Source organism: Bradyrhizobium sp. SZCCHNS1022 (assembly GCF_032484835.1).
Taxonomy (GTDB): Bacteria; Pseudomonadota; Alphaproteobacteria; order Rhizobiales; family Xanthobacteraceae; genus Bradyrhizobium.
Genome location: NZ_JAUETT010000006.1, coordinates 155,173 through 180,898 on the forward strand (window position 1 = coordinate 155,173; position 25,726 = coordinate 180,898).

Annotated in this window: 20 protein-coding genes, 1 tRNA gene and 2 pseudogenes; 8 read left to right on the top strand and 15 right to left on the bottom strand. The window is 62.4% G+C overall.

Features of this window, described 5'->3' with window-relative positions:
- Positions 1–4: 4 nt before the first annotated feature.
- The 4 genes from QX071_RS28785 to QX071_RS28800 form a co-directional block, all read right to left on the bottom strand.
- Entirely contained in the window at positions 5–1,807 is a 1,803-nt protein-coding gene (locus tag QX071_RS28785) for an AMP-binding protein (RefSeq protein ID WP_315705804.1), read from the bottom strand.
- A 135-nt stretch (positions 1,808–1,942) separates the two neighbouring features.
- Entirely contained in the window at positions 1,943–3,142 is a 1,200-nt protein-coding gene (locus QX071_RS28790; RefSeq protein WP_315705803.1) for an ABC transporter substrate-binding protein, read from the bottom strand.
- Positions 3,143–3,591: 449 nt separating this feature from the next.
- Positions 3,592–4,422, bottom strand: a complete 831-nt coding sequence (locus tag QX071_RS28795; RefSeq protein WP_315705802.1) for a helix-turn-helix transcriptional regulator — start codon at positions 4,420–4,422, stop codon at positions 3,592–3,594.
- Between the two features lie 172 nt (positions 4,423–4,594).
- Entirely contained in the window at positions 4,595–4,747 is a 153-nt protein-coding gene (locus QX071_RS28800) for a hypothetical protein (RefSeq protein ID WP_315705801.1), read from the bottom strand.
- A gap of 218 nt (positions 4,748–4,965) precedes the next feature.
- On the opposite strand from QX071_RS28800, the gene QX071_RS28810 reads away from it, so the two are divergent.
- Both QX071_RS28810 and QX071_RS28815 read left to right on the top strand, forming a co-directional pair.
- Positions 4,966–6,531 carry a choline dehydrogenase gene (locus QX071_RS28810; RefSeq protein ID WP_315705800.1) on the top strand — a complete coding sequence of 522 codons (1,566 nt, stop codon included), beginning with the start codon at positions 4,966–4,968 and terminating at the stop codon, positions 6,529–6,531.
- A gap of 82 nt (positions 6,532–6,613) precedes the next feature.
- A complete protein-coding gene (locus QX071_RS28815) occupies positions 6,614–8,065 on the top strand; it encodes a coniferyl aldehyde dehydrogenase (protein ID WP_315705799.1) in 1,452 nt (483 codons plus the stop codon).
- Positions 8,066–8,911: 846 nt separating this feature from the next.
- On the opposite strand, the gene QX071_RS28820 is transcribed toward QX071_RS28815, so the two are convergent.
- Positions 8,912–9,541 (bottom strand): TetR/AcrR family transcriptional regulator, encoded by a 630-nt coding sequence (locus QX071_RS28820; protein ID WP_315705798.1) that lies wholly within the window; start codon positions 9,539–9,541, stop codon positions 8,912–8,914.
- A gap of 252 nt (positions 9,542–9,793) precedes the next feature.
- Here QX071_RS28820 and QX071_RS28825 point away from each other — a divergent pair, with 252 nt between their 5' ends.
- Both QX071_RS28825 and QX071_RS28830 read left to right on the top strand, forming a co-directional pair.
- Positions 9,794–10,990, top strand: a complete 1,197-nt coding sequence (locus QX071_RS28825; protein ID WP_315705797.1) for an acetyl-CoA C-acyltransferase — start codon at positions 9,794–9,796, stop codon at positions 10,988–10,990.
- Between the two features lie 179 nt (positions 10,991–11,169).
- Positions 11,170–11,559: pseudogene (locus QX071_RS28830) on the top strand (hypothetical protein); the annotation flags it as partial.
- Here QX071_RS28830 and QX071_RS28835 read toward each other — a convergent pair.
- A pseudogene (locus QX071_RS28835) lies at positions 11,560–12,587 on the bottom strand (type IV secretory system conjugative DNA transfer family protein); the annotation flags it as partial.
- A 213-nt stretch (positions 12,588–12,800) separates the two neighbouring features.
- On the opposite strand from QX071_RS28835, the gene QX071_RS28840 reads away from it, so the two are divergent.
- Positions 12,801–13,907, top strand: a complete 1,107-nt coding sequence (locus QX071_RS28840; RefSeq protein ID WP_315705796.1) for a Fic family protein — start codon at positions 12,801–12,803, stop codon at positions 13,905–13,907.
- Positions 13,908–14,139: 232 nt separating this feature from the next.
- On the opposite strand, the gene QX071_RS28845 is transcribed toward QX071_RS28840, so the two are convergent.
- The 4 genes from QX071_RS28845 to QX071_RS28860 form a co-directional block, all read right to left on the bottom strand.
- On the bottom strand, positions 14,140–14,520 hold the full coding sequence (locus QX071_RS28845) for a DUF3363 domain-containing protein (protein WP_315705795.1): 381 nt from the start codon (positions 14,518–14,520) through the stop codon (positions 14,140–14,142).
- Complete coding sequence (locus QX071_RS28850) at positions 14,472–15,491, bottom strand: N,N-dimethylformamidase beta subunit family domain-containing protein (protein WP_315727928.1); 1,020 nt, start codon at positions 15,489–15,491, stop codon at positions 14,472–14,474. Before QX071_RS28850 ends, QX071_RS28845 begins: the two co-directional genes overlap by 49 nt.
- Positions 15,450–15,534 (bottom strand) — tRNA-Leu (locus tag QX071_RS28855). Before QX071_RS28855 ends, QX071_RS28850 begins: the two co-directional genes overlap by 42 nt.
- A gap of 136 nt (positions 15,535–15,670) precedes the next feature.
- Entirely contained in the window at positions 15,671–15,913 is a 243-nt protein-coding gene (locus tag QX071_RS28860) for a FliM/FliN family flagellar motor switch protein (RefSeq protein WP_315705759.1), read from the bottom strand.
- Positions 15,914–15,977: 64 nt separating this feature from the next.
- Between QX071_RS28860 and lipB the strand changes: the two genes are divergently transcribed.
- Together lipB and QX071_RS28870 are read left to right on the top strand one after the other, a co-directional pair.
- Positions 15,978–16,700 (top strand): lipoyl(octanoyl) transferase LipB, encoded by a 723-nt coding sequence (gene lipB, locus QX071_RS28865; protein ID WP_315705758.1) that lies wholly within the window; start codon positions 15,978–15,980, stop codon positions 16,698–16,700.
- A 179-nt stretch (positions 16,701–16,879) separates the two neighbouring features.
- On the top strand, positions 16,880–17,860 hold the full coding sequence (locus tag QX071_RS28870) for an AraC family transcriptional regulator (protein WP_315705950.1): 981 nt from the start codon (positions 16,880–16,882) through the stop codon (positions 17,858–17,860).
- Between the two features lie 99 nt (positions 17,861–17,959).
- On the opposite strand, the gene QX071_RS28875 is transcribed toward QX071_RS28870, so the two are convergent.
- The 5 genes from QX071_RS28875 to QX071_RS28895 all read right to left on the bottom strand — a co-directional run bounded on the left by QX071_RS28875 (position 17,960) and on the right by QX071_RS28895 (position 22,920).
- A complete protein-coding gene (locus QX071_RS28875; protein WP_315705757.1) occupies positions 17,960–18,265 on the bottom strand; it encodes an acylphosphatase in 306 nt (101 codons plus the stop codon).
- On the bottom strand, positions 18,262–19,128 hold the full coding sequence (locus tag QX071_RS28880; RefSeq protein ID WP_315705756.1) for an isocitrate lyase/PEP mutase family protein: 867 nt from the start codon (positions 19,126–19,128) through the stop codon (positions 18,262–18,264). Before QX071_RS28880 ends, QX071_RS28875 begins: the two co-directional genes overlap by 4 nt.
- Before the next feature lie 226 nt (positions 19,129–19,354).
- Positions 19,355–21,370, bottom strand: coding sequence for an acetyl/propionyl/methylcrotonyl-CoA carboxylase subunit alpha (locus QX071_RS28885; RefSeq protein ID WP_315705755.1), 2,016 nt, complete (start codon positions 21,368–21,370; stop codon positions 19,355–19,357).
- A gap of 147 nt (positions 21,371–21,517) precedes the next feature.
- Positions 21,518–21,724, bottom strand: coding sequence for a hypothetical protein (locus QX071_RS28890; RefSeq protein WP_315705754.1), 207 nt, complete (start codon positions 21,722–21,724; stop codon positions 21,518–21,520).
- A 65-nt stretch (positions 21,725–21,789) separates the two neighbouring features.
- Complete coding sequence (locus tag QX071_RS28895; protein WP_315705753.1) at positions 21,790–22,920, bottom strand: putative zinc-binding peptidase; 1,131 nt, start codon at positions 22,918–22,920, stop codon at positions 21,790–21,792.
- Between the two features lie 312 nt (positions 22,921–23,232).
- Here QX071_RS28895 and QX071_RS28900 point away from each other — a divergent pair, with 312 nt between their 5' ends.
- The gene (locus tag QX071_RS28900; protein WP_315705752.1) at positions 23,233–25,704 is read left to right on the top strand and encodes a PAS domain S-box protein; all 2,472 of its coding nucleotides are present in this window, start codon (positions 23,233–23,235) and stop codon (positions 25,702–25,704) included.
- Positions 25,705–25,726: the final 22 nt, after the last annotated feature.

The following is a 25,726-nucleotide window of genomic DNA, read 5'->3' on the forward strand; positions in this document are numbered from 1 at the left end:
TCCCTCACATCCGTACCACGTCTCGGCCCGCCTCGCCCGAGTACAAGAAGTCCACCTGTTCAGCGCGATTCTTCAACACAGCGCGCTGATTGACATAGGCCTTGTCGGTGATTTCGCCCGCCGCCATCGACGGCGGGTCCTTCAGCAGCAAGAAGGCACAGACTCGCTCGCTGCTTCCGATCGTTTCATTATACTCCTGAAAGCGATCTTTCAGGAATTGAGCCACGGCCGGATCGCGGGTCAAATCCGCCGACGGGTTCGCTGAGATCCGCGCCGCTTCGGTCGGGTTCAGCCAGCAGAGCAGCGCACAGGATTCTCGGTTCTCTCCGGCAACGACGATGTCCAGCAATACACCGCGCGTGGCCGCCAGGATCGAGGCGCGCATATTCCCGATCGAAACCCAGGTGCCGTTCGCGAGCTTGAAGTTCTCGGAAATCCTGCCCGTGAAGCGAAGACCGAGTTCCGGCTTCTCCGGATCGATGAACGAGACGGTATCGCCGATGCGATAGAACCCCTCTTCGTCAAAGGCCATTTCCGTCAGGTCTGGTCTCTCGAGATAACCGGGCGTGACGTTGGGCCCCTTGACCCTCGCCTCAAACGTATCGGATAGTGGGATCAGCTTGAGTTCCAGACCCGGCGCGGGAAGACCGATCTCCCCCGGCTGGTCCGTGGCCCAGTGCGTCGAACTGATCGTCGGCGCGGTTTCGGTGGTGCCGTAGCCCGACATCACGGGAATACGCCGCCCGATTATCTCCGAGGTCAGCCGATAAAGCTTCTCGAGCGTGGCTTGCGAGATGGCTGCGCCGGCGTAGGTTATTCGGTCCACCCGCTTGAACACCTGGGCTCCAAGCTCGCGGTCCTTCTCAATCGCGTCGCACAGGAGGTTGTAGCCGGCGGGCACGTTGAACATGGCCGTCGGCGAAATCTCCTTCAGGTTCGCAATGGTCTTGTGAAAAAGCTGCGGCAGCGGGCGGCCGTCGTCGATGTAGAGGGTCCCGCCGTTCCTGAGAATGCCATGCAGGATAACGTTGCTTCCCATGGTATGGTGCCATGGCAGCCACTCGACCTGAACCGGCGCCTCCGAAGGCGACGCGAGCAGGCTTCCCATCTGCAGCGCGCTCGCCATCATGCGGTGGGTGTTGAGCACGCCCTTTGGCAGTCCCGTGGAGCCGGATGTGAAGAGGACCTTTGCAACCGCATCACAAGATACGGCGGCAGATGCAGCCTCAAAGTCTTCGCTGCTGGCCGTGGCCGTCAGGGGCCGGAACGGCACCGTCTTCGGCGCGCCATCGACGCTGATCCAGGTCGCTGCGGCCAGTTCAGGGATCGCTCGGCCCGCGGAGAAGTCACGCCCGCTCTGGACGAAGACGAAGGTCGGCCGCAGCACCTTTGCGATGTCCATGAGCCGCGCGATCCCGCCCGGCATCAGCGAGTAGTTTGGCGAGATTGGCGCCAGGACCGCCCCGATCGACATCGCCGCAAACGAGATCACGGCGTTCTCGATCGAGTTTCCGGAGAGAACAGCGAGCTTGTCACCGGGCTCTGCACCCATGTCGATCAGGCTCTGCCCGACGGCCCGAACCTGCGCCCACGCTTCGCGATAGGTGATCTCGTCCCAATCGCCGTTCGCATTGCGCTGCGCAAGCAATACCCGATCGGGAGCGGCCTCTGCCCAGCGCGGAAGGAAATCGGTGACGCGCCAGTCGCACGGACTCCAGTCGATGGGCGAGCGCAGGATCAGCGTGCCCCCGGCGCGACGCTCGATCGAGACCTCCCTAGGCGCAAACGTCAGTGAACCCGTCGACATGACAATAACTCCTGAATCTGCGGAAAGGCCGCGGGCTCGCGTGCCTGGATCTCTGTTGAGGTCGGTGGCCGGCAACCCGCCGGCCCCGGAGCCGGACGAGCTCGGAGCCGGGTCGGTCAATTTGGCCGTATGGACTCATTCCGACCTGGTATCGAGCACGTCCCCGAATGCTTGCCAGGTCGTGCCTGTCCATCGCTGCAGACGCATCTGCGTCCAGATCATATTCTGGGCTTCGCTGGTATTGACCTTAATTCCGGGCAGCGCGGTCGGGACGACGAAATCGCGGAGGTTCTTGGCCTGGGCAAGAATGTTCTTGCGGGACAAATCGTCCCCGCATTGCTTGAGGATTTGTTCGAGCAGGATACCTTGCTGGTAACCGGTCAAGTAGCTGCCGTTGGTGATATCGACACCCGGCAAGTACTTGTCGAGAAACGCACGATATGCCTGCATCGCAGGGTCGTCCTTGTACGTCTCGTCGAGAACGTCCTTGTTGGTGCTCCCGACGATCACGCCGACTGACTTGTCGAGACCGGCTGGGGCAAGCGTTCCTCCAACCGATCCGGAAGGAAAGTTGACGATGACCGTCGCCTTCCAACCCAGCATATAGGCTTGACGAATGGCCTGGGCTGCAAACTTCGGCGTTCCTGCGATCACCAGGGCCTTTGCGCCGGAATTCTTCAGGTTGGCGACCTGCGAGTCGACCGTGGGTTCGGTCACCTCGTAGGAGGCGGTCACGATCTTCTTGTCGAACTCACCGCCGAGAAAGGTCTTGAACGCATTGACGTAATCTTTGCCGAGGTCATCGTTCTGATAGAGGATGGCATATTTGGCGTTCGGCAGCGCCCTGGTCAGATATTTCGCGTAGATCTTCCCTTCGGTGTCGTAGCTGACCAGCCCCGTAGTGATCAGCGGATAGCTTGCAACCTCCGTGAACTTGGACGACCCGCTTATGATCGCAATGCTGGGTACAGCTTTGCCTTTCAGGTACTTTGCCGTCGCGGAGACACCGGGCGTGCCAAGCTGACCGAACAGGAAGGCGACTTCATCGCTCTCGACGAGTCTCCGAACGTGCTCGACCGCCTTCGGCGGGCTGTAGCCGTCGTCATAGGCGATGTAATTGATCTTGCGACCGCTGACGCCACCGCGGTCATTGATGGATTGGACGTAAGCCATCAGCCCCTTGCCGACCAGACCGAGCGAAGATGCCGGTCCGCTGAATGGAAAGACGCCGCCGATCTTGATCTCGGTCGCAGATACGCCGGGCTCGTCGGCCGCGAGTGCGGGCTGACACAGCAACAACGCCGCAAGCGCAAGGACACTCCATTTCACAGACATGTTCTCCTCCCTGGCCGCTCGCCTTTGTTGCCGCGGTCGCTTTGTTGTGGCGTCTTCTTCCTGTCATATACGGTTCTTTTTTAGAACTCGTCAAGCATCCGCTGGCTGCGCGACTTGAGGAGGTGAGCCAGCTGCTCTCGTACGTGGAAAGCCATGTAACACCGGCTCCACGAGAATTTGCGTCCTCGCGAGCGGGGTAATGCGCAGGCAGAATCCCTGTGCCCACACTTCTCAGCGGCTCGCTCCGCCGAGAACAGCCCATTCCATTATTGAACTCGTCTGCGACTTCACAGGCCTCGGCGTGGAAACTAGTCAAGTTGGAATGAGTTCGGCGGCCTGGCGCGCCGGTCGAGAAGCGCCAATGCGCAGCGACCCGACGAGCCCACGGCCTTTGCGCTGCCGGGCCGCGCCTCCACATGAACCGGGCGCCGGATGAGGCCGGCTAGATTCTACGCCCGGAAGCGCAGCTGACGTGACAGGAATTGGACAAGCCTTGCATGGGTTGAAATGCCAAGCTTCGTTCTGATGCTGCGCAACTGATGGTCGATCGTGTGAACCGAGCGCTGAAGGTCTCTGGCGATCTCTTTGTAGCCCAGCCCCTTGGCAGCAAGACGCGCGACGCGGATCTCCGCTTCCGTCAGTTGTATCGATATCTCGTTCAAGGCACGTGGCGGCGAACCTTGGTCATCGTGCAACGATTTCGCCGCTGCGAGAATTGGTGAGACGACCTCATGCAGGACCGACCTGAACAGATCGACCAAGGCAATGTCCCATGTCCGGCTGGCCACAGTGAGCCTGTCAACGGACATCAGCCCGAACGGCCTTCCGTCAGCGGTCCTCATCGGCATGATCATTTTCGCCTTGGTGCCGGTGGCGAGCAGTGCAGCACGTGCGGCTGGGCTGATCGCCGTCTCGCTGGAGACCGCTTCCAGGATCAGCGGGCCGTTGGCCTTCCAAAGATATCGCATGCCGGGATCGGTGTTATCGAGTGTCGCCCCTTTCGCGCTCCATGCATCGGATGCCGCGGAAACGCTTTCCCAGCGTCCGCAGACGTAAACGGCGTCGGAAGGACTGCCGATATTGCCGTCGACGCGCTCGCCCTGCACTCGCTCTTGCAACCATTGCGCCGCAATATTTCCCGCCAGCGTCAGATCATCGATCGCCAGCAACATATGTGCAGCGAGGTCCCGCGCCGGCGCGAAAGAGATGGCACCGCGGCTATCGAGCAAGGACGCGCGCAGCGCTTGCTGCTTCAGATAACAGGCTGCCTCCCCGTCCACGACCACGCTCCTTCGTCGGCAATGAAGCGATACCACCCGAGACTGCACCTGCTCTTCTGTCGCAAGATCGGGCCGGCATGAACATGCAGTCGGCTACACCACTTCAGCGGCATCGCTTCCCCGATGATCTAGCCAACCCGCGTCAGCGGGTTGCTTGACGTTGTCACCAAGCCTAGTCGCAGCCGGAGGTGATGGCAAGGCCGCCGCTTGCGCTCTTCGCGCGACGCCCTTCCACAGCCTTGCCGTAGGCCGAGGCATCGTCCGGCCAGGTCACCAATAGCGAATGTTCGCTATGTACGGCCGCACTTTCTTTGTCACTCTTCACATCAAGAATGCCGCGCAACGTCGCGATGCAGTCTAGCAAAACAATAAGCCAGTTGGGTGGAGGCGAGAGGATGCCGAAATACGGGACAGAGTTCGACTATGTCATCGTCGGGGCTGGGAGTGCGGGATGCGTTCTGGCCAACCGTCTGACCGAAGATCCTAACGTCAAGGTTGCAGTTCTGGAGGCGGGGGGGGCGAAACAAGTCCATCAAGCTGAGGATGCCCGCGGCCGTCGGCGACATCTTCATGCAGAAGGGATCGGCCAACTGGATGTTCCAAACCGTCCCTCAAGGAGGGTTGGATGCGCGGCGCTTGTATCAGCCGCGTGGACGAGGTTGGGGGGGATCGTCCGCCATCAACGGCATGCTCTACGTGCGCGGTCACGCGCGCGACTACGACCAGTGGCGGCAGTCCGGCCTTACTGGCTGGGGCTATGCCGACGTGTTACCGTACTTCAAGCGATCCGAACATAACGAGAGTGGCGGCGATACTTGGCGCGGCGATCGCGGACCTCTCTGGGTTTCCAGTGGCCCGAACGGCAATCCCCTCTACCGCGCCTTCATCAACGCCGGACGACAGGCCGGCCATCCCGTCACCCGCGACTTCAATGGATATCAGCAGGAAGGGCTCGGGCCTTTCCACCTCACGATCAAGAACGGCGAGCGCTGCAGCGCGGCATCAGCCTATCTCGAACCGGCCCTACGGGAGCGCAGGAATCTTGCCGTCTTTTCGCATGCCCAGGCGATGCAGATCATCGTCGAGAACGGAGAGGCAACCGGGGTGCAATACGCGTCCGGTCCCATGAAAGTCGTGAAGACCGTACGCGCCCGACGCGAAGTGATCCTCTCGGCCGGGGTATTTCAGACTCCGCAACTGCTGATGCTTTCCGGCATCGGTCCTGCCGACGAGTTGCGGCGGCATGGACTCTCCGTCGTCCATGACGCGCCCGAGATAGGGCAGAATTTGCAGGACCATTTCGACGTGGTGATGAGCTACCAATGCACCAAGCCCATCACCGCCCATTCGTTCATCCGAGGGCATCGCAAAATTCTGCTGGGACTGGAATATTTTCTGTTCAGAACCGGCCAGGGACGCACCAATCACGTCCAGGCGGGCGCATTTCTCAAATCCCGCAGAGAACTGGATCGGCCGGACATACAGATACACTTTGCGAATGTCATGCTCCTTGATCATAAACCGCTTAGAACCGATTGCCATGGCTTCGGTCTTCACGTCTGTCAGCTGCGCCCCGAGAGCCGTGGCGAGGTGCGCCTGGCGGCCTGCGATCCCTTCGCCGCGCCTATCATCGATCCACGGTACCTCTCATCGGAGGTGGATCGGCGCACGATCCGCGACGGCGTCCGCATGGTTCGCCAGATTGTTGGGCAGGACGCATTGAGAATGTATCGCGGGCCCGAGGTACATCCCGGCGTCGATGTACAGACCGACTCCGAAATCGACGCATGGACGCGTCGAACAGGGCAATCCATCTTTCACCCTGTCGGCACCGTACGCATGGGTGCGGACGCAAAGGCGCCGGTCGGACCGGATCTGACGCTCCGCGGCGTGAGGCGGCTACGCATCGTGGATGCCTCAGTCATGCCGACACTCGTCGGCGGCAATACGAACGCAGCAACGATCATGATCGCTGAGAAGGCGGCAGATATGGTGCGCGGACGATCGCCATTGCCGCGCGAGGAGGCGCCGATTGCTGAGGACGCCGTAGTCTCCCAACGCGCGCAGGTCCATCGCTTCGCGTCGGCCACAGCGGTTGCGCCGAACTAGTGCAATCGCGAACTTCCGCGATGTATCGCCCCCCGATCTCTGACACTCGTGAGCAAACCGATTTGAACGAGAGGCAACGACGATGAACAAGACGGCAAATCCCTCCACAGAAGAGACAAGGGCCCGACTGCAGGCCACTCTCGACCGCCAAAAGGGCGAGCAGACGCGCCTTGGTCCTCCGTCATTATCGCTTCGCAGAGACCGCCTCGCGCGCGCGATCTCCATGGTGTTGACGCACAAGAACGAGCTGCTTGATGCCATGAACACCGACTTCGGAGCCCGCTCTCGCGACATGGGGATGCTGTATGATATCGTGGGCTCTGTGCAGCCGCTCCGGGAGGCGCACAAGAATGTAGCGAAGTGGATGCGGCCTCAGCGACGCAAGGTATCGCCACCGATCCTGTCTCTGCTCGGCGCGCGTTCTACCGTTAGGTACCAGCCCAAGGGTGTGATTGGCATCGTCACCTCGTGGAATTTCCCGCTGCAATTGATGATGGACGCGGCAGCAGCCGCGTTCGCGTCCGGCAACAGAGTGATGCTCAAGCCGTCCGAATACACTCCTGCGACGGGAACCTTGGTGGCGCAGTTGTTCGACAGCTATTTCGATGAAGATGAAATTTCGACGTTTCTCGGTGGCACCGAAATCGCGAGCGCATTCACTAGCCTGCCTTTCGATCATCTGATCTTCACTGGCTCGACCAATGTCGGACGCCATGTGATGCGTGCTGCGGCGGACAATCTGACGCCAGTCACGCTCGAGCTCGGCGGCAAGAGTCCGGTTGTCATCGGCCGAAGCGCGGACATCGCCAAGACGGCAAACCGCATCATGATGGGCAAGATGATCAACGCCGGGCAGGTCTGCGTCGCGCCGGATTACGTCCTTGCGCCCGACGACCAAGTGGAGCCATTGATCACGGCTGCAACGACGGCGGTGGCCAATATGTTTCCAACCCTCAAGGATAACCCGGACTACACGTCCGTCATCACCCAGCGTCACTATGAGAGATTGCAGTTGCTGATTGACGATGCACGGAAGAAGGGTGCCCGAATTGTCGAGATCAATCCGGCAAAGGAGAATTTCTCGCAACAGCAACACCGGCGAATGCCGCCAACCCTGGTCGTCGACGCGACGGATGACATGACGGTGATGCAGGAGGAGATTTTCGGGCCCGTCCTGCCGATCAGGCGCTACGGGACATTCGAGGACTCGATCGACATGATCAACGCGAGGCCTCGACCGCTCTCGCTGTACTATTTCGGCTCCGACAAGATCGAGAGCGAAATGCTGCTGGAGCGGACTCACGCAGGAGGCGTAACCATAAACGACATCTTCTGGCACATTGCGATGCCCGATCTGCCGTTCGGGGGGATCGGCCCCTCCGGTATGGGCGCGTATCATGGACATCGCGGCTTCATCGAGTTCTCGCATGAGAAGGCCGTGTATCGGCAGACTGGAAGCGAGATCATTGCGATGTTTCGACCTCCCTATGGCCCCAAATATCGCAAGATCATGAGCGGCCTCCTAAAGGGCTAGCGACCGACTGATGCTGTGCTGGCGCGCAGCGGGACCGCGAGGAACAAACGATTGCAGCCCCTGCGAAGCGTCACGGTCTGCCAGAGCCGTGCGAACCGAGAAGGTCGGGTTCAGCTCCTGCCGCTGGGCGCTTCCTCAAAGGCATGGCCGTCAGCTTGGACGTCCGGTCGGCTTCTTTGTTAGGCAACTCCGGGCACGAGGCGGATACCAATGCCGAATCGCGACCCGCAGCGTGTGCTTGAAAGCGGCATGCACGAAACTGCGGCCTTCTTATGCACCTGCTCATCGAACGCACGGGTGAACGATCAAACTCGTTGCGACCGCAGAGGACGCCAAGTATCGATGCGTCGTATTTTCCAACGGTTTATTGATCTGTTGGCAGCTGCCGAAAGCCCCGCCGACGTTGCGGGAGGCTAAGCATTCCGGCGCTAGCTGAACACCCGAGCGCCCGTGATAGCCGTGGCCTGCCTGATCCGCGGTCTGCGAGCTGTCGGACGTTCGAGCCAGGGCCGTTACACCCCGACAGCGATACAAGCTGCAAAGGCTTATCGAGCGGCCCCGTCGTTAACCAGGGCGTCAAGCCTTGGCGATCCGATCCATTTCGAGGTCCAGAGGCGCTTAGCTACCCGACTACAGCCCCCGTCCGGGGAGAATGTCGGCGCGGATATTCGCAATGGCTTTTGGCGAACTTCAGAACCGCGGTTTTGCCGGCTCAAGGGCTTTGCAACTCACACCTGCGGAAAGAGCGGCTGCGAAGCACTTCCGGCACGACGGAATCGCCCCGGCGCCAGCATAACAACCATCATCGGGAAACGGCTTCGACAATTGCCGGATCCGTCTTCAATTTCAGTCTAAAGAGCCATTTGGTTCGACAGAAGCTTTGGCGCTACGGGGTTTTCGAACTCCAAGTGAGCCAACGGTCTTGCGACCGGCATCGAGAATCTTGCTGGACGCCTTTGCGCTATCGACGGCACGCGAGAGCAAGATTGAACCTACCATGGCTGCGATGGCGCCCGTGGCTATTTGACGGGCGTCTTGGGGTGACTCTTCTGGAAGCGTCTTAGCCATGATGTCGATCATTTGATCCAGCTTGCGGGAAAATGCCTGCCGCGCTCGCGGGTCTGACCGCCCGATATCAGCTGCGAGCGCTGGAAGCGCGCAACCGCGTTCAGGATCGTCCCGATGCCGCGGACTTAAATAATCGGCAACAACTGCACCAAAGGGCTCCTGGTTAACACTCTCGTTCGTCAACCGTTTCAAACGCTCAATAGTTTGATCCATTGCGAAAGCAATCGCTTCTGCGACGAGTGCGGCCCGCGAATCGAAGTGGCTATAGAAGCCGCCATGTGTGAGACCTGCGAGTTTCATCAAGTCGGGAACACTTAACGCTTGAGCACCCGTTTGCCGCAGACCGTAAGAGGCATGTTCAACGATCCGGTTATGGGTTTGACGTTTGTGATCCTTTGCGTAACGCATCGCCAGCTCCGTGAAGACTCCAAAAGCGACTGGCAACGGCTCCAAGGCATGGGAACTCGCACCACGTTCGCAAACTAGTGACCTGTGCAATTCACCCAAGGGCCCAGTTTTGTCCCTGCTCCCTTAACCCTGTCCTGTGGGCAAATCAGAAACGGCGCTTCTCTCATGAGGCGGCAATATTTCATTGCATTACGATCCAATTTAGATGACTATCGTCATATAAACAACAGCGCTTGTAGTGGAGAACTCGTCATGCCCGCAGCCACTGATCCCGTCGTCATCCTGTCCGCCGTCCGGACACCGTTGGGCCGCTTCATGGGCGAGCTATCGCCGTTCAGCGCCCACAAGCTTGGTTCCCACGTGATCGGCGCCGCGCTGGAACGTGCGAAACTCCCTCCTGAGCGGGTCGACGAGGTGTTTATGGGCAACGTGCTTCCGGCCGGACAGGGTCAGGCCCCCGCTCGCCAGGCTGCGCGCGGCGCCAAATTGCCTGACGCCACCGGCGCCACCACCGTCAACAAGGTCTGCGGCTCCGGCATGAAGGCGACCATGCTGGCTCACGACATCATCAAGGCCGGCTCCGCCGAGATTGTGTTGTCCGGCGGCATGGAGAGCATGACCAACGCGCCCTATCTGCTGGCGAAAGCGCGCGCCGGCTATCGCGCGGGGCACGACCGGATCATCGATCACATGATGATGGACGGGCTGGAGGACGCCTATGAGACCGGCCGATCGATGGGCGATTTCGGCGAGGCCACCGCGGAGGTCTATCAGTTCACCCGCACCGACCAGGACGCTTACGCCATAGAAACGCTGACCCGCGCGCGAAAGGCGGTCGAGGGCGGCGCGTTCAAGGCGGAGATCGTGCCGATCACGCTGACGGAAAAGGCCGGGCAGCGGATCATTGCCAATGACGAGCATCCGCTCAAAGTGGACCCTGCCAAGATTCCCGGCCTGAAGCCGGCGTTCCGCGCCAACGGCACCATCACGCCGGCCGCCTCCTCGGCCAATGCCGACGGCGCCGCCGCGCTCATTTTGGCAAAGCGCTCGCTCGCCGATCGCGACGGCTTGCCGGTGCTTGCCGAGATCAAAGGCCACGCCACCCACAGCCAGGAGCCGCAATGGTTCACTACGGCGCCGATCCCGGCAATACGGAAGCTGCTCGACAAGGTCGGCTGGAGCGTGGGCGATGTCGACCTGTTCGAGATCAACGAAGCATTTGCCGTTGTAGCGATGGCGGCGCAGAAGGATCTTGGCATTCCGCGGGAGAAGCTCAACGTCAACGGCGGCGCCTGCGCGCTCGGTCATCCCATCGGCGCTACCGGCGCCCGGTTGATCGTCACGCTGCTGCATGCGCTGGAGGCGCAGAATCTGAAACGCGGTATCGCCTCGCTCTGCATCGGCGGCGGTGAGGCAACCGCCATCGCGGTCGAACGCATCGTCCGCTGATCTGGGGACGTCGAGGAGGTCCGCATCCGACGCGAATTCGGCTTGGGAGGAAGCATATTCTTCTTTAGTTATATGCTGCTTGGCATTCGCAGCAATATGGGGAACCTTCGATATGCGCCCCTAAACGTTCCTATTCCACTCAAGGCGCGTGAAAGCGCTATGCCCCCCTCACCCAACCGGAGATGGATCCGCGGATGGACAATGGCATCGACACCTTCGCGCTCGACACTCCGCCGAACTTCCAGCGCGACCTGCGGGCGAAGAAATCTCCCGCGCTTCAGCTCAACATCGATGCGACGCGCGTATCACAGGCATTTACCGGCGCAAGCTACATTCAGTCGATCCTCGCCAGCGAGGTCAGCGAGGTCCTCAGGCGATATCGCAGCGCAGACGCACCGCAAGTGGATCTGGACCTCCGGGCGCGCTTCAACCAGGAGCTCAAGCAGGCCTGGTTCGGCGCCATCAACAACCTGATGTCCAACATCACGATGCTCTCGATCGTGCTGACGGGCGCGGCGCTCATTCGGGAGCGCGAGCACGGCACCACCGAGCATCTACTCGTGATGCCGGCTCACGACGGGATCACGATAGAGGCCAAGGAAGCTGACGGCGGTCGAGAGCACGCCCGATCGTTCATTTTCGGACTTGTTGAGAAGCTCCCGCGCGGTCGCGGCAACGACGGGATGCGCTTTTGGTTCGGCTTCGGCCCCCAGGTGATTGGTTGCCAGCATGATCCGAAGCGTCTTCTCGAAGGACTGCGCCGGGTCGGCCAGGATCTCGGTGACCCGGGTGAGCGTCTTCTCCTTTTCGGCATAGAGAACGTGCAGGATGACGCCGACCAGAAGCGAGTGACTGGTCTTTTCCCAATGCGTTCGGCGTTCGAGCGCACCTTCCAGATCGACCAGGATATCGGCGATGTTCTGGACGTCGCGAACTTCGGCCGCCCCCTTACGGACCCTCAAGCAGCGGATTGTAGCGGGCGCTTCTTGGGTCGGTGGGATTGAACAGCAGGCAATGCGAGAAGGTCGAGCGCCAACCGGGCGTCAGTTCCCAGTTCTCGCCCTTGATGTCGTGCACCACCGCCGACGACGTCCAGGACAGCAGCGGCGGCAGGACAAGGCCAACACCCTTGCCCGAGCGCGTCGGCGTAAAGCACATGACGTGTTCGGGCCCATCATGACACAGGTGTTGTTATCAAATCGTCCGAGGAACACGCCTTTGGCAGCGAACAGGCCAGCGGCCCGAATTTCGCCAGCGCTGGCCCAGCCGCCGAGCCGTAGGTCGTGACCAGTTGGTTCTGTCGCGCACGCCAGACCGAGTTGAGGATTGCGAACAGCGCGCCGGCTCCCCCGCCTGCAGCCGCGATCGCACCACCCCGTTCGAAAATCTCGGGCGCGTAAGCGTCGTATGCGAACCACCATTCGAACAATCGCCACGGCAGATAGACCGGATAATCGGCGATGACGAACCAGGGCGCACCGAGCCGGTCCTGAAATCCGAGAGCTGCTGCCGTCCACTGCGTTGCGCCCCAGCTTGACGCGATGACGATCCCGAACACGATCGTGATCTGACCGACACAGATCTTTGCTGGAAACATTCGCTGAGCGGAGCGGATCCCGCTGTCGTCCCTCTTTCCCGGCGGAGTCCGCGGGGCCTTGCTGAACCGCAAGGGGGAGCGCTACGGTTTTATGATACCGTTCTCAGGCCGATCGCGCGGGAGAATGCCAACCTTATTCTCCGCAAGATTTGCGGAGAATACTCTTGCGGATGCGGGGATAGACCTCCATATTCTCCGCAAGGAATGCGGAGAATGACAGTCTATATCCATCAGCTGCCTGAATGGCCTCGGTTTTCCTGGGATGCCACTGCCTTGGCCAAGCAGCTTGCAGCTGTCCGGCTGCGGCAGGGGCAACTCATCGGCCGCATGCAGGCCCTTGGTTTCCCCCAGCAGGAGGAAGCCGCCCTCACCACCCTCACCGAGGAGGTTCTCAAGTCCAGCGAGATCGAGGGAGAGAAGCTCGACAAGGACATGGTGCGCTCGTCACTCGCCCGTCGGCTCGGCATGGACGCGGGCGCCTTGCCGTCCGCTGATCGCAACGTCGAAGGCGTCGTCGAGATGACGCTCGACGCCACCCAGAAATTCAAAACCGAACTCACGGCAGAGAGGCTGTTCGGCTGGCATGCGTCTCTGTTTCCAACTGGCCGCAGCAATATGAAGAAGATCGCCGTGGGAGCCTGGCGCGACGCCTCGGCGGGAGCGATGCAGGTGGTCTCCGGCGACTACAGACGCGAGCATGTCCATTACGAGGCACCACCCGCCGCAAAGCTCAACGCCGAAATGGCTGGGCTTCTTGACTGGTATAACGCCGAAGAGAAGATCGATCCGATCATCAAGGCAGCGATCGCCCATCTCTGGTTCGTGACGATCCATCCTTTCGAGGACGGCAACGGCCGTATCGCCCGCGCCATCGCGGACATGTCGCTTGCCCGCTCGGAAGGGATTCCGCAGCGCTTCTACAGCATGTCGGCGCAGATCCGGGCGGAACGCAAGACCTACTATGACATGCTGGAGAGCACGCAAAAGGGCAGCCTCGACATCACGCCTTGGCTCGAGTGGTTCCTGGGCTGTCTCGACCGCGCATTCACTGAAGCCGAAACCATTCTCGCAGCCGTGCTCGAAAAGGCGGATTTCTGGAAACGGCACGCCACAATCCAGATCAACGATCGGCAGCGGGATATGCTCAACCGCTTGCTGGACGGTCTCGATGGTAAGCTCACATCGAGCAAATGGGCGAAAATCGAGAAATGCTCGCCTGACACGGCGTTGCGCGACATTCAGGGCCTTGTTGATCAGGACGTCCTCGTCAAGGATCCAGGTGGCGGTCGGAGCACGAGCTACTCCCTCGTCTCCTCCTGAGGCCAATCGCAAAGGGACGCGGGATCGGACGCAAGCTCGGGCGTGGCATCAGAGCGGAGGCTCCACCTCAAGCCGGCGGAGATAGGATCCAAAACGCGCGCGCGGGTTATACGATCTTCGCAAGAGAATGGCATAACCAGCAATAATCGCAGCACCTTGTGCGACATTCGGAAGGATTTGCGCGAACGGCTTCAGGGGAAACTGAACCCGCTCCCGCAACACCCAGCGTCCTTTAGCGTTTGATCCCGACGGACCAGAATATCCCCTCCCCGCCCACGCGGCCGGTGACCAATTGGCCGCGCGCACGCTCCAGCACCGGCCGCCACGGCACCAGCGCGAAGTCGTGGGAGCGCTCGATCAAAGCAAACCGGCCACTGTTGAGTGTCAGCATTCGCCTGCAGACGCCGCTGATGCTGTCGCCGGTTCCAACCTCCAGACGTTCAAGCCCGGTTTGGACAGTTATGTCAGCGGCTGCCCGACGAAGCTCGATCGTCTCCAGCGTCCGTAGCAGATCGCGCGCGTAACGCATTTGGCCCTCGTGCTCACGGGCCAGACCCTGCTCGATCAACCATTGCCGTTTGGCCCGCAGCGCGGTCTCGACGTCTGCGCCCATTCCGGCAGGGCCGAGCGCCTCCGGCGTCCTGGCGCTAGGCCGATCCCGACCAGCTTCTGGGTCGCCCGTCCGAGCACTTTCCACGGGTCGCCGCGCATCCCGTCCGTGGCCATGTAGTGCTCGCCGTAGCGCGATATCCACGGCTTGTATCCATCATCGCGGCGGCGACACTCCACGACCCACGGTTCGCCATCGCGAAGACCTGCCGTGGCGTTGAATCCGTTGCCACCGGCATAGATGTATCGGCCGCCGCCGGCGATATAGTCCTCGGTCGCGTCCAGCATACGCTCGGTGTAGTATTCGGGCCGAGCACCGCTGATAACGCAGGCGTACGGCGACAATGCCGCCGGTCCATCGCGATGCAGGTCTTCGTCGGTCAGAACCTCGTATTCGAAGTCGCTCCGATCGAGCCACGCGATGACGGAGAGATCCGCAGCCAATCCCATTGGCACGTCGAGGCTCGGCATCCTGTATTTCGGCCGCATGTTCATGATTGGACGGTGATAGGAGCTGTAGCAAACTCCACTGCCGTCGGCGTGCGTATCGTAGGTCGACCGACCGAAATCGACTCGCCTGTACATCTCTATATCGATCTCTGACAGCACGGCGGGCTGACCGGTCAATGCCTCGCGTTCGGGATGGTCGAAGCTCAAGCGCTCGTTCGCAAACGCAAGATAGGTCAACGTCGGAAATAGGAATGCAATACGCGCCCGCGGCTTTTCCGGTCGCACGAAAAAAACAACGTGCTCCTCGCTGAGGCTCTCACCGCTACCGGAACGCAGCCGTATGGCATAGCAGCCACTTTTGAGCTCGCGCGGCAGCGTAACGACCTTGGTCGCCTTCCAATTGCAGTCCGTCAGCGCGTCGGCGTGACGCCGATCAGCAACTTCCGGAAAAAAGTATAAGGATTCCAACCCTAAACGTGGGGGTGGTGCGCTCGGAGGGACTCGAACCCCCACGGTGTTACCCACTGCCACCTCAAGGCAGCGCGTCTACCAATTCCGCCACGAGCGCGAAGGGAAGGCCGAAACCGGCCCCAGGAACCAGCCTCAGGGCCGGTCCGGATCAGTGGCGCCGATGTAACAAATCGGTGCAGGGGCCACAAGGCCTGCTTCTCCCCAATTGGGAGGTTTGTGGAGGTTTTCCTCGCCTACGCGCCGCCGGGGGATTTCGGCAGCATCTGCTTGACCTCGACCGCGATGCGGTTGCGGTCGACCAGGACCACGCCGCTGGCGATCGGCAGATTGTTGGCCAGCACCTTGACCTCGTCGGCTTCGGTCGCGTCCAATTCGATGATGGCGCCGCGCGACAGGCGCAGAACCTGGTGGATGGGCATGCTGGAGGTCCCGAGAACGACCATGAGGTCGACGGTCACTTTATCGAGGGTTGACACTGCAAGACCACCGAAGTCACGACTGGATTTCCTGCCCGAGAGAACACCATGTTACGGTTAGCCAATGGTTAACAGCCGCGAAAACCTCGACCTGACGACCTTTGCCGCCCGCTCTGCGGACGCGGTCGAATGGCGCATCTCGGACGCGCCTGTGGACTATGCCGAGGCCGCCGCCTTCATGGAGGCGCGCGTGGCTGCGATCGCGGCCCACCAGGCGCCGGAGATGGTCTGGCTGCTGGAGCACCCGCCGGTTTACACCTCCGGCACCTCGGGCAAGGCCGAGCACCTGCTCGATTCGCGCTTCCCGCTGATTTCGACCGGCCGCGGCGGCCAGGTCACCTATCACGGTCCCGGCCAGCGTGTGGCCTATGTAATGCTCGACCTGAAGCGGCGACGGCCCGATGTCCGCGCCTATGTGGCGGCGCTCGAAGAACTGATCATCCGCACGCTCGCCGCGTTCAACGTGCGCGGCGAGCGGCGCGAGGACCGTGTCGGCGTCTGGGTGAAGCGCCCGGACAAGGGCGACGGTTACGAGGACAAGATCGCCGCGATCGGCGTGCGGCTGAAGCGCTGGGTCTCGTTCCACGGCATCGCCATCAATGTCGATCCCGATCTGTCGCATTTCAAAGCGATCGTGCCGTGCGGCGTGGTCGATCCGCGCTATGGCGTCACCAGCCTCGTCGATCTCGGTCATCCCGTTGCGATGGCCGACGTCGATATCGCGCTTCGGCAGGCGTTCGACGAGGTGTTCGGTGCGGCCGCCGCCACACTGCCGGAAACGGCGTGAGCCTCACTGCGCTGCGGTCGTTCCAAGGCCGGGAGACGCGCGTTGCCTGGAACCTGCGCCCGCCAAGACCGGCGGAATTGACGCGATCCCCTCGTCATGTAGCATGATCAGATCGCGCGTCCGCTGCGCGAGCGATGCGAATTCCTCGCGAATCATGTGCGTGAAGATACTGCGTGACGATGAGCGAAGCCCATCCTGATCCCCTGCACCATTTCTCGCTGGTCAGGACCTCTGACCCCGAGGAACTGCGGCAACTCGGGACGCGCTGGTTGGGCGCCGATCGCCTGGATTTGCGCAACATCGGCGGCCTTCAGGCCCGGCTCAACGCCGTCGAGCTGGAGACGATCGCACTCGGCTTCGGGGCCACGAGCTGCGATCTGGTCGCCGACACCTTCGCCGCCGATTTCGTGCGCCTGCAGATCGCGCTCAAGGGGCGCGGGCTCGCCTGCGTCGGTCGCCAGGTCACCGATATCAATGAGCGGCAGCACGCAGTCACCTCGGCCGGTGTATCCTGGCAGATGGTTTGCCAGGGCGGCCACGAGCGCCTCACCCTGCGCATCAAGCAGGAGCCACTGCTGCGGCGCCTCGCTGCGCTGGTCGACGTCAAGCCGAGAGCCGACTACGAATTCGAGGGCGCTATCGCTGCCGACGATCCGCAGGCGCGCGGCCTGGTCCGACTGCTCAAGTTCCTGGCGTGGCAGCTCGACGAGAATCCGTCCGGCTTCGCGCCTGCAGTCTATCGCGAACTCGAAGACGCCGTGCAGATCGCCTTCCTGTCCACGAGCCGTCATAAGTTCAGGGACTTGATTGCCGCGCCCGGCCAGATGCCGGACTTCGGCCTGGTCAAGCGGCTGGAGGACTTCATCGAGGCGAATTGGCGCGAGGCCATGACGATCGAGCGGCTGGTCGCGGAATCCGGCGTCAGCGCACGCTCGCTGTTTCGGGCGTTCGAGCGCGTGCGCGGCTATTCGCCGATCGCCTACGCCAAATCGGTCCGCCTGCGCCGCGCCCGCGAGATGCTGCTCACTGGCGATCCCGCCATCACGGTGGCATCGGCCGCCGCGGCCTGCAACTTCGTCAATCCCGGGCACTTCGCTCGCTACTATCGCGAGACCTATGGCGAACTGCCGTCGGCGACGCTAGCCAGATCCCCGCGCTGAAGCATCGCGGCATTGCTTGGCGGCGCGCCGGCGCCTGGGGGGGACAACACATACGGCTATGGCGGCGCTCAGATCACATTTCGGCGGCCGGCTGAGCAATCAAACCGTCGGCAACACCGAGAATTCTTCCCCTGCCCGGCGCAGCTGGAGCTGATCCGCATGTGCCGGCATGTCGTGCACCGAATCGACCCGGCAGGCCGGTGGACCCTTGCGGCACAATTCGACCAGTTCGGCCACATCGGCCGCCGGCCCGGCGAACACCGCCTCGACGCTGCCGTCCTGGCGATTGCGCACCCAGCCGTCGAGGCCTGACAGCGTCGCCTGGTCCTCGACCCAGGCCCGATAGCCGACGCCCTGGACGCGGCCGCGGATCATGACATGCACGATGGTATGGTGGCTCGTCATGGCTTCAACTTGAGGAAATCACGGCTGCGCGCCTTCACGTCGGCCTCGCGCGTCACGCGCGCGGTCAGTTCTCCTGAAGCCAATCCCTTCAGCTGCTTCGGCGATGTGCCGTCGCGCAGCGCCCTCAACGTCTCATGCACAGCCTGGGTTGCTGCAGCAATCGGGGCATGGCCCTGCAGCGCGATTCGCACGCGGCGAGACGTGAGGTAATCGAGATCTGACATCTCCTCCGGCGCGCCACCGAGCACGATCGGCAAGCTCGTCGCCTCGGAGATCGCATCGAGCTCGGCGCGCGACTTGATGCCGGTGAAGAACAGGCCGTCCACGCCGCAGGCCTCATAGGCCCGCGCCCGTGCGATCGCATCCTCAAGCGAGATGATCGACACGGCTCCCGTGCGCCCGAGGATCACCAGCGAGGGATCGCCGCGGCCGTCGAGGGCCGCCTTCATCTTGCCAATACCCTCGTCGAGCGAAATCAGCTGCGTCTTGGTCTCCCCGAAGGCCTGCGGCAACAGCGTGTCCTCGATCGTCAGCCCGGCCGCGCCCGCCGCCTCCAGTTCCTGCACGGTGCGGCGGACATTCAGCGCATTGCCATAGCCATGATCGGCATCGACCAGCACAGGCAAGGACGCCGCGCGCGACATCCGCCGCATCTGCTCGGCAAGCTCGGTGAGCGTGATCAGCGTGATGTCGGGGTCGCCGAGCACCGCGAGCGAGGCCACCGAGCCGCCGAACATGCCGAGCTCGAAGCCGATATCCTCGGCGATGCGGATCGAGATCGCGTCATAGACGGAGCCGGGACGGATGCAGCGAGCACCCGTCAGGATCGATCGAAGTTTGTCGCGACGTGCACGGAAGGTCATTGCACCTCTCGTCCCGTCATTGCGAGGAGCGAAGCGACGAAGCGATCCAAGAATAACGCGTCAGGTTCTGGATTGCTTCGCTCCGCTCGCAATGACGGATGTTGTTTCTCAATATCATTCCGGGGCGATGCAGCAGCATCGAACTATGGTGCGCGATTGGGCACCTGAGAATCTCGAGATTCCGGGCCCGGTCCTTTGGACCGTCCCGGAATGACGAAGCCCAGACTTACGCAAACTCCAGGATCAGCGCATCCACGGCCAGGGTCGCGCCGGCCGACGCGTGGATCTTCTTCACGGTGCCGTCGCGCTCGGCGCGCAGCACGTTCTGCATCTTCATCGCCTCGATCACGGCGAGCGTTTCGCCGGCCTTGATCTCCTGCCCCTCGGTCACCGCAATCGAAACCACCAGGCCCGGCATCGGGCACAGCACCTTCTTGCCGCTGTCGCCGGCGGTGACGACCGGCATCAGCCGGGCCGAACCCGCTTCCGCTTCGGTGTAGACATAGACCGCAGCCTCGACGCCCTGATGAGCGAGGCGCACGCCATTGGGTATCGGGCGCGCCTGGATGGCGACCGTCTGCCCGTCGATGGTCCCGTGCCAGACCGGGTCGCCGGGCTTCCAGCTCGAGTTGAGACGATGCGCCGGCCCCGCGCTGTCATCGGCGCCGACGAAGCGTACGACAATGCTGCCGCCGTCGCGGACGATGTCGAGCAGGATCTCCTCGCGGTCGAGCCAGACCGCACGACGCCCTTCCCGCTTCACCGGACGGCCGATCATCTGCCCTGAGATCTGCCGCTTGCGTTCGCCGAGCACGTGATCGATCGCCGCGCCCACGGCGGCCAGCCGACGCGCAATCTCGCCGGATGGCGCATGCGCGGCAAAGCCCTTCGGAAACTCCTCGGCGATGAAACCGGTCGACAGCCGCCCCTCTCGCCAGCGCGGATGGTTCATCAGCGCGGACAGGAACGGGATGTTGTGCCGGATGCCGTCGACATAGAACGCATCGAGCGCAGTCGACTGCGCCTCGATTGCGGCTGCACGCGATTCCGCATGCGTGACCAGCTTGGCGATCATCGGATCGTAGTAGATCGATATCTCGCCACCTTCCTGCACGCCGGTGTCGTTGCGCACGGTGATGCCGTGGCTCTTGCTCTCCGCCGGCGGACGGTACTTTACCAGGCGCCCGATCGAGGGCAGGAAATTGCGGAACGGGTCCTCGGCATAGACGCGCGATTCCACCGCCCAGCCGGTCAGGCTCACATCCTTCTGCGCGATGGCCAGTTTCTCGCCGGCGGCAACCCGGATCATCTGTTCGACCAGATCGATGCCGGTGACGAGCTCGGTCACGGGATGCTCGACCTGCAGGCGCGTGTTCATCTCCAGGAAGTAGAAGCTCTTGTCTTGCCCCGCGACGAACTCGACGGTGCCGGCGGAGTCGTAGTTCACGGCCTTCGCAAGCGCGACCGCCTGCTCGCCCATGCTGCGGCGCGTCTCCTCGTCGAGCAGCGGCGACGGCGCCTCCTCGATGACCTTCTGGTTGCGGCGCTGGATCGAGCATTCGCGCTCGCCGAGATAGATCACATTGCCATGCTTGTCGCCGAGCACCTGGATCTCGATGTGCCGGGGATCGATGATGAATTTTTCGATGAAGACACGGTCATCGCCGAACGAGGATTTCGCTTCCGCCTTGGCGAGGGTGAAGCCTTCGGCGACCTCGGCTTTCGAATGCGCGATGCGCATGCCCTTGCCGCCGCCGCCGGCGGAGGCCTTGATCATCACGGGATAGCCGATCTCGTCGGCAATCCGCACCGCGTGCCGTTCGTCCTCGATCACGCCAAGGAAGCCCGGCACGGTCGAGACCTTGGCCTTGGCCGCCGCCTTCTTGGATTCGATCTTGTCGCCCATCGCGGCGATCGCCTTCGGGTTCGGCCCGATGAAGACGATGCCGGCCTCGGCAAGCGCGCGCGGAAAAGCCTCGCGCTCGGAGAGGAACCCGTAGCCCGGGTGCACGGCTTCCGCGCCGGTCCTGCGGCAGGCCTCGACGATGCGGTCGATCAACAGATAGCTCTCGGCCGCAGCCGGCGGGCCGATCAGCACGGCATCATCGGCCATCTCGACATGGAGAGCATCGCGATCGGCTTCCGAATAGACTGCAACGGTCTTGATGCCCATGTGGCGGGCGGTCTTGATGACCCGGCAAGCAATCTCGCCGCGGTTTGCGATCAGAATGGTCTTGAACATGTTTTTGCTTGGTACCTTTGGGCGGGCTCCCCGTCCGCGGCGATGGCGTGGGCCACGGATCTTCTCGGTTCGTCTATAGCAAAATCGGCTGCGCGCAACACATGCCGCACGGCAGGGCTGCGCCGCAGCCCGCCGGCCCCGATCCCGTCATCCGGAATAGCTGTGGAAACGTCCGCGCGCATAGGCGTTGGACACGGCCTTCATCAGTTCGGCCACTTCGGTCTCGAGATAATCGTTCGCAATAATCAACGCGCGAATGGTGCCGCGCAGGTCGCCGCCGCAGGCGGCGATGGCCTGATCGACCGCAACCTCCAGTTCGCTATCCTCGGATGTTGGCTTGTGATCAGGCGACATGGCGACCCCTCGTCTCCGCTCGCACGCCGATTGTTCACTTTATGTTCTTTCGAGTCAAGGTGGGATCACCCCATCCGGACTGCTTCCTTGGTCTTTTCCCTCGTTCTGTCGCCGAGCTTTTCCTCGATCCTTCCCTTCCCCGCGTCTTGCACCAATTCGTGGACGAAGCCGAGCTTGCCGATCACCGGGGGTGTCAGGATGAAGGGATAGAGGTCGCGCGCGCCCATCGCCCGGGCAACGCTGTTCATCGCAAAGGTGAACGGCAGCCAGGCCGTCACGATCACCTCAAAGTCCCTGATCGCATACGGATCGAAGGTGACGCGCGCCGTCAGCCCGCCGATCCGGTCGGCCGGCGGGTTCACCTCCATGCCGAATTCGGACGCCATTTCGAGCGTATCGACGATGTGCAGATAGTGCGCCCAGGTCTCGGCAAAGTCCTCCCATGGGTGCATGGTTGCATAGGCCGAGACGAAATTCTGCTGCCAGTCGGCGGGCGGGCCCTGGTCATAGTGGCGCTGTAGCGCCGCGCCGTAATCCTGGCTGTCATCGCCGAACACGGCCCGGCAGGCATCCAGTTGGCCGGCATCGCGCACCAGCACGTCCCAGAAATAATGCCCGACCTCGTGGCGGAAATGGCCGAGCAAGGTGCGATAGGGCTCGCCCATTTCGAGCCTGCGCCGCTCACGCTCGGTGTCGTCGGCCTCCGCGAGCGCGATGGTGATGAGACCGTTGTCGTGCCCGGTCAGGACGCGCTGATGACTGTCCGGACCGTCCGCCAGGAAATTGAAAATTAGGCCGTGCTGCGGATCTTCCAGGCGCGTTTTCAGTGGCAGCTTCCAACGGATCAGCGAATAGAACAGCCGGTGCTTGGCCACCTCCAGCTCGCGCCAACCGGCGAGCTGGGCGGGGTCGGAGAGGTTCGGGATGGTACCATTGTGGCGGCAGGCGCGACAAAAGCCTCCAGCCTCGCCCGGCTCGAGCAGCCAGTTGCAGGCGTCATGCTCCGCGTTCGCGCAGAAGAAGCGGCCTTCCTTGTTGTCGGCCAAGGTGCGAAAGCCAAAGCCATCGGTTGCAGGCTCGATCGCCGACAGGACCTGCCGCTCCGGCATGAAGGCGAGCTGATGGCCGCACCGCGCGCAAACGCGATTCTCGAAATAGAGGACGTTCTGACAGGCCTGGCAAACGAACAGCTTCACGACGAGCTCCCAGCGCGTTGCAGTTGTTCAGCGCCTGACGACGCCCGACCCTATCAGTCGTTCCGGGGGTGCCGGAACTTTTTCTGCGTCCTCACGTTCCCATCACGCGCGGGTGTTCGCTGAGCCTTCTCGTCTGCAGATCGATTGACGTTCCTCCATCGTGGCGTATGTCTCGCAATTGCCGATCGGTGCTTGTCGCAAGCCGGACCGGCAATTGCGAGACGCCACATTAGCGCTGCACGGGAGGTGCATTGCCCAAGGTGTCATTGCTCAAGGTGATTGCCGGCTCCAATAACAATAACGAAGGTACCTATGACTTCCCCGGACGCTCCGCACGACGTCCTGCCCGATTCCGACGGCGTTGCCGCGGCCGAACTGCGCCAGCACCTTGAAGAAGTCGCGCGCGACCGAGATCAAGCCTATCGCGCCGTGCAGGAGCGCGAGGCGGAGCTTGCGCGCATTCAGCGCATCGGCCGGGTCGGCGGGTTCGAGGTGGACCTGCGCGATGGCTTGCGCAACCGTCGCTCGCCGGAATATCTGATCCTGCACGGCCTGCCGCCCGAGGCCGCCAACGAAACGCATCAAGCCTGGGTCCAGCGGGTTCATCCCGAAGACCGCACGCGGGCAGAGCAGCACTTCATCGATGCGATCAAGGGCACGGCTGAGGATTACACTGCAGAATATCGCATCATCCGCCCCACTGACGGCGAGGTCAGGTGGATCCGTGTGATCGCGGAGATCGAACGCGACCGGAACGGCCGCGCACTGCGGCTGGTGGGCGCGCATATCGACATCACCGATCAGATGCTGGCCCAGGCCAAGCTGCGCGAGAGCGAGCAGCGTTTCCGCCTTATCGCCGACTCCGCGCCGGTGCCGATCTGGGTGACGAAGCTCGATCGCACCCGCTCGTTCGTGAACCAGGCCTATGTCGACTTCCTCGGCCAACCTTACGAGGATGCACTGGTCTTTGACTGGCGCAAGGTGCTGCATCCCGACGATCTGCCGCGCATTCTCAATGAGCAGTTCACGGGCGAGTCATCGTTGAAACCGTTCGTGCTGGAGGCGCGTTATCGCCGCACCGACGGCGAATGGCGCTGGTTGCGCTCGGAATCGCAGCCGCGCTGGGACCCCACCGGCAAGCACATCGGCTTCATCGGCGTAGCCCATGACATCACCGCGGCCAAGCAGGGCGAGATCGAGCTCCGCCGCATCAATGAGACCCTGGAGCAGAGGATCAAGGAGCGCACCGCCCAGCTCGAAGCGAACGAGGCGCAGATGCGCGCCATTTTCGAGACCAGCAACCAGTATCAGGCCATTCTCGACATCGACGGCGATGTTCTGCACGTCAACAAGACGGCACTGGCCGCGATTGGCGCGGAGGCTGACGACATCCTCGGCCATCCGTTCTGGGACACACCTTGGTTCTCGGCCAGCGAAGGCATGGCCGAGATCGTACGCAAGGCTTTTGCGGCCGCGCTGAATGGCGAGACGGTCCGCACCGACATGCGGCTGCTGCTGCCGATCGGCGAGCGCCACTTCGAATTCTCGATGCGTCCATTGTCCGACCAGCACGGCGTGATCACGGGCGCGGTGGCCGAAGTGGTCGACATCACCGAGCGCATTCAAGGCGAGGAAGTGCTGCGTCAGTCGCAGAAAATGGAGGCGATCGGACAACTGACCGGGGGGGTCGCGCACGATTTCAACAATCTGCTCACCATCATCCGCTCGGCCACCGACTTCCTGCGCCGGCGAGATCTGGCCGAGGAACGCCGCCGCCGCTATGTCGATGCGATTTCAGAGACGGTCGAACGCGCCTCCAAGCTGACCGCGCAGCTGCTGGCCTTTGCGCGACGCCAACCGCTGACGCCGCAGGTGTTCAATGTCGGCGATCAGGTCGAGAACATCGCTCAACTGATCCGTCCGCTGGTCGGCACCCGCATTCAGATCGACGTCGGGGTGCCCGATCGCAACCTGTTCACCCTGGCGGATGTCGCGCAGTTCCAAACTGCGCTGATCAACCTTGCGGTCAATGCGCGCGACGCGATGGATGGCGAAGGCGAGCTCAAGATCGCGGTGCGGCGCGCGGATGCGATCCCGGCCCTGCGCGGCCAGCCGGCGCGGGCCGGCGCCTTCATCGCGATCTCGGTGATGGACACCGGCTCCGGAATCCCGCCGGAGCACATCACTGCGATCTTCGAGCCGTTCTTCACGACCAAGGAGGTCGGCAAAGGCACCGGCCTCGGCCTGAGCCAGGCGTTCGGCTTCGCCAAGCAGTCCGAAGGCGATATTGCGGTGACGAGCCGGTTCGGCCACGGCGCCACCTTCACGATCTACCTGCCGCAGGCCGACGCGCCGCATGCCGACGCTGAGGTGAACGCGATCCGTCACGAACCCGCCACGATCGGCCGCGGCTACCGCGTGCTCGTGGTCGAGGATAATGACGAGGTCGGCCGCTTCTCGACGGAACTGCTCGAAGATCTCGGCTATGTCGTGCGTCGCGTGGCCAATGCCAAGGATGCGCTCGCGATCCTCGCGAAAAACGAGTTCGAGGTCGACCTCGTCTTCTCCGATGTGATCATGCCCGGCATGAACGGCCTCGAGCTCGCCGGCATCATCCGCGAGCGCTATCCCGGCCTTCCGGTGGTCCTGACGTCCGGCTATAGTCATGTGCTCGCGGAGAATGCGCATCACGGCTTCGAGCTGATCAAGAAGCCGTATTCGGTGGAATCGCTGTCACGCATCCTGCGCAAGGCGATGGCGGAGAAGACCACGGCGTCGCGCTAACGCGCCCGGCCGGGAACCGACG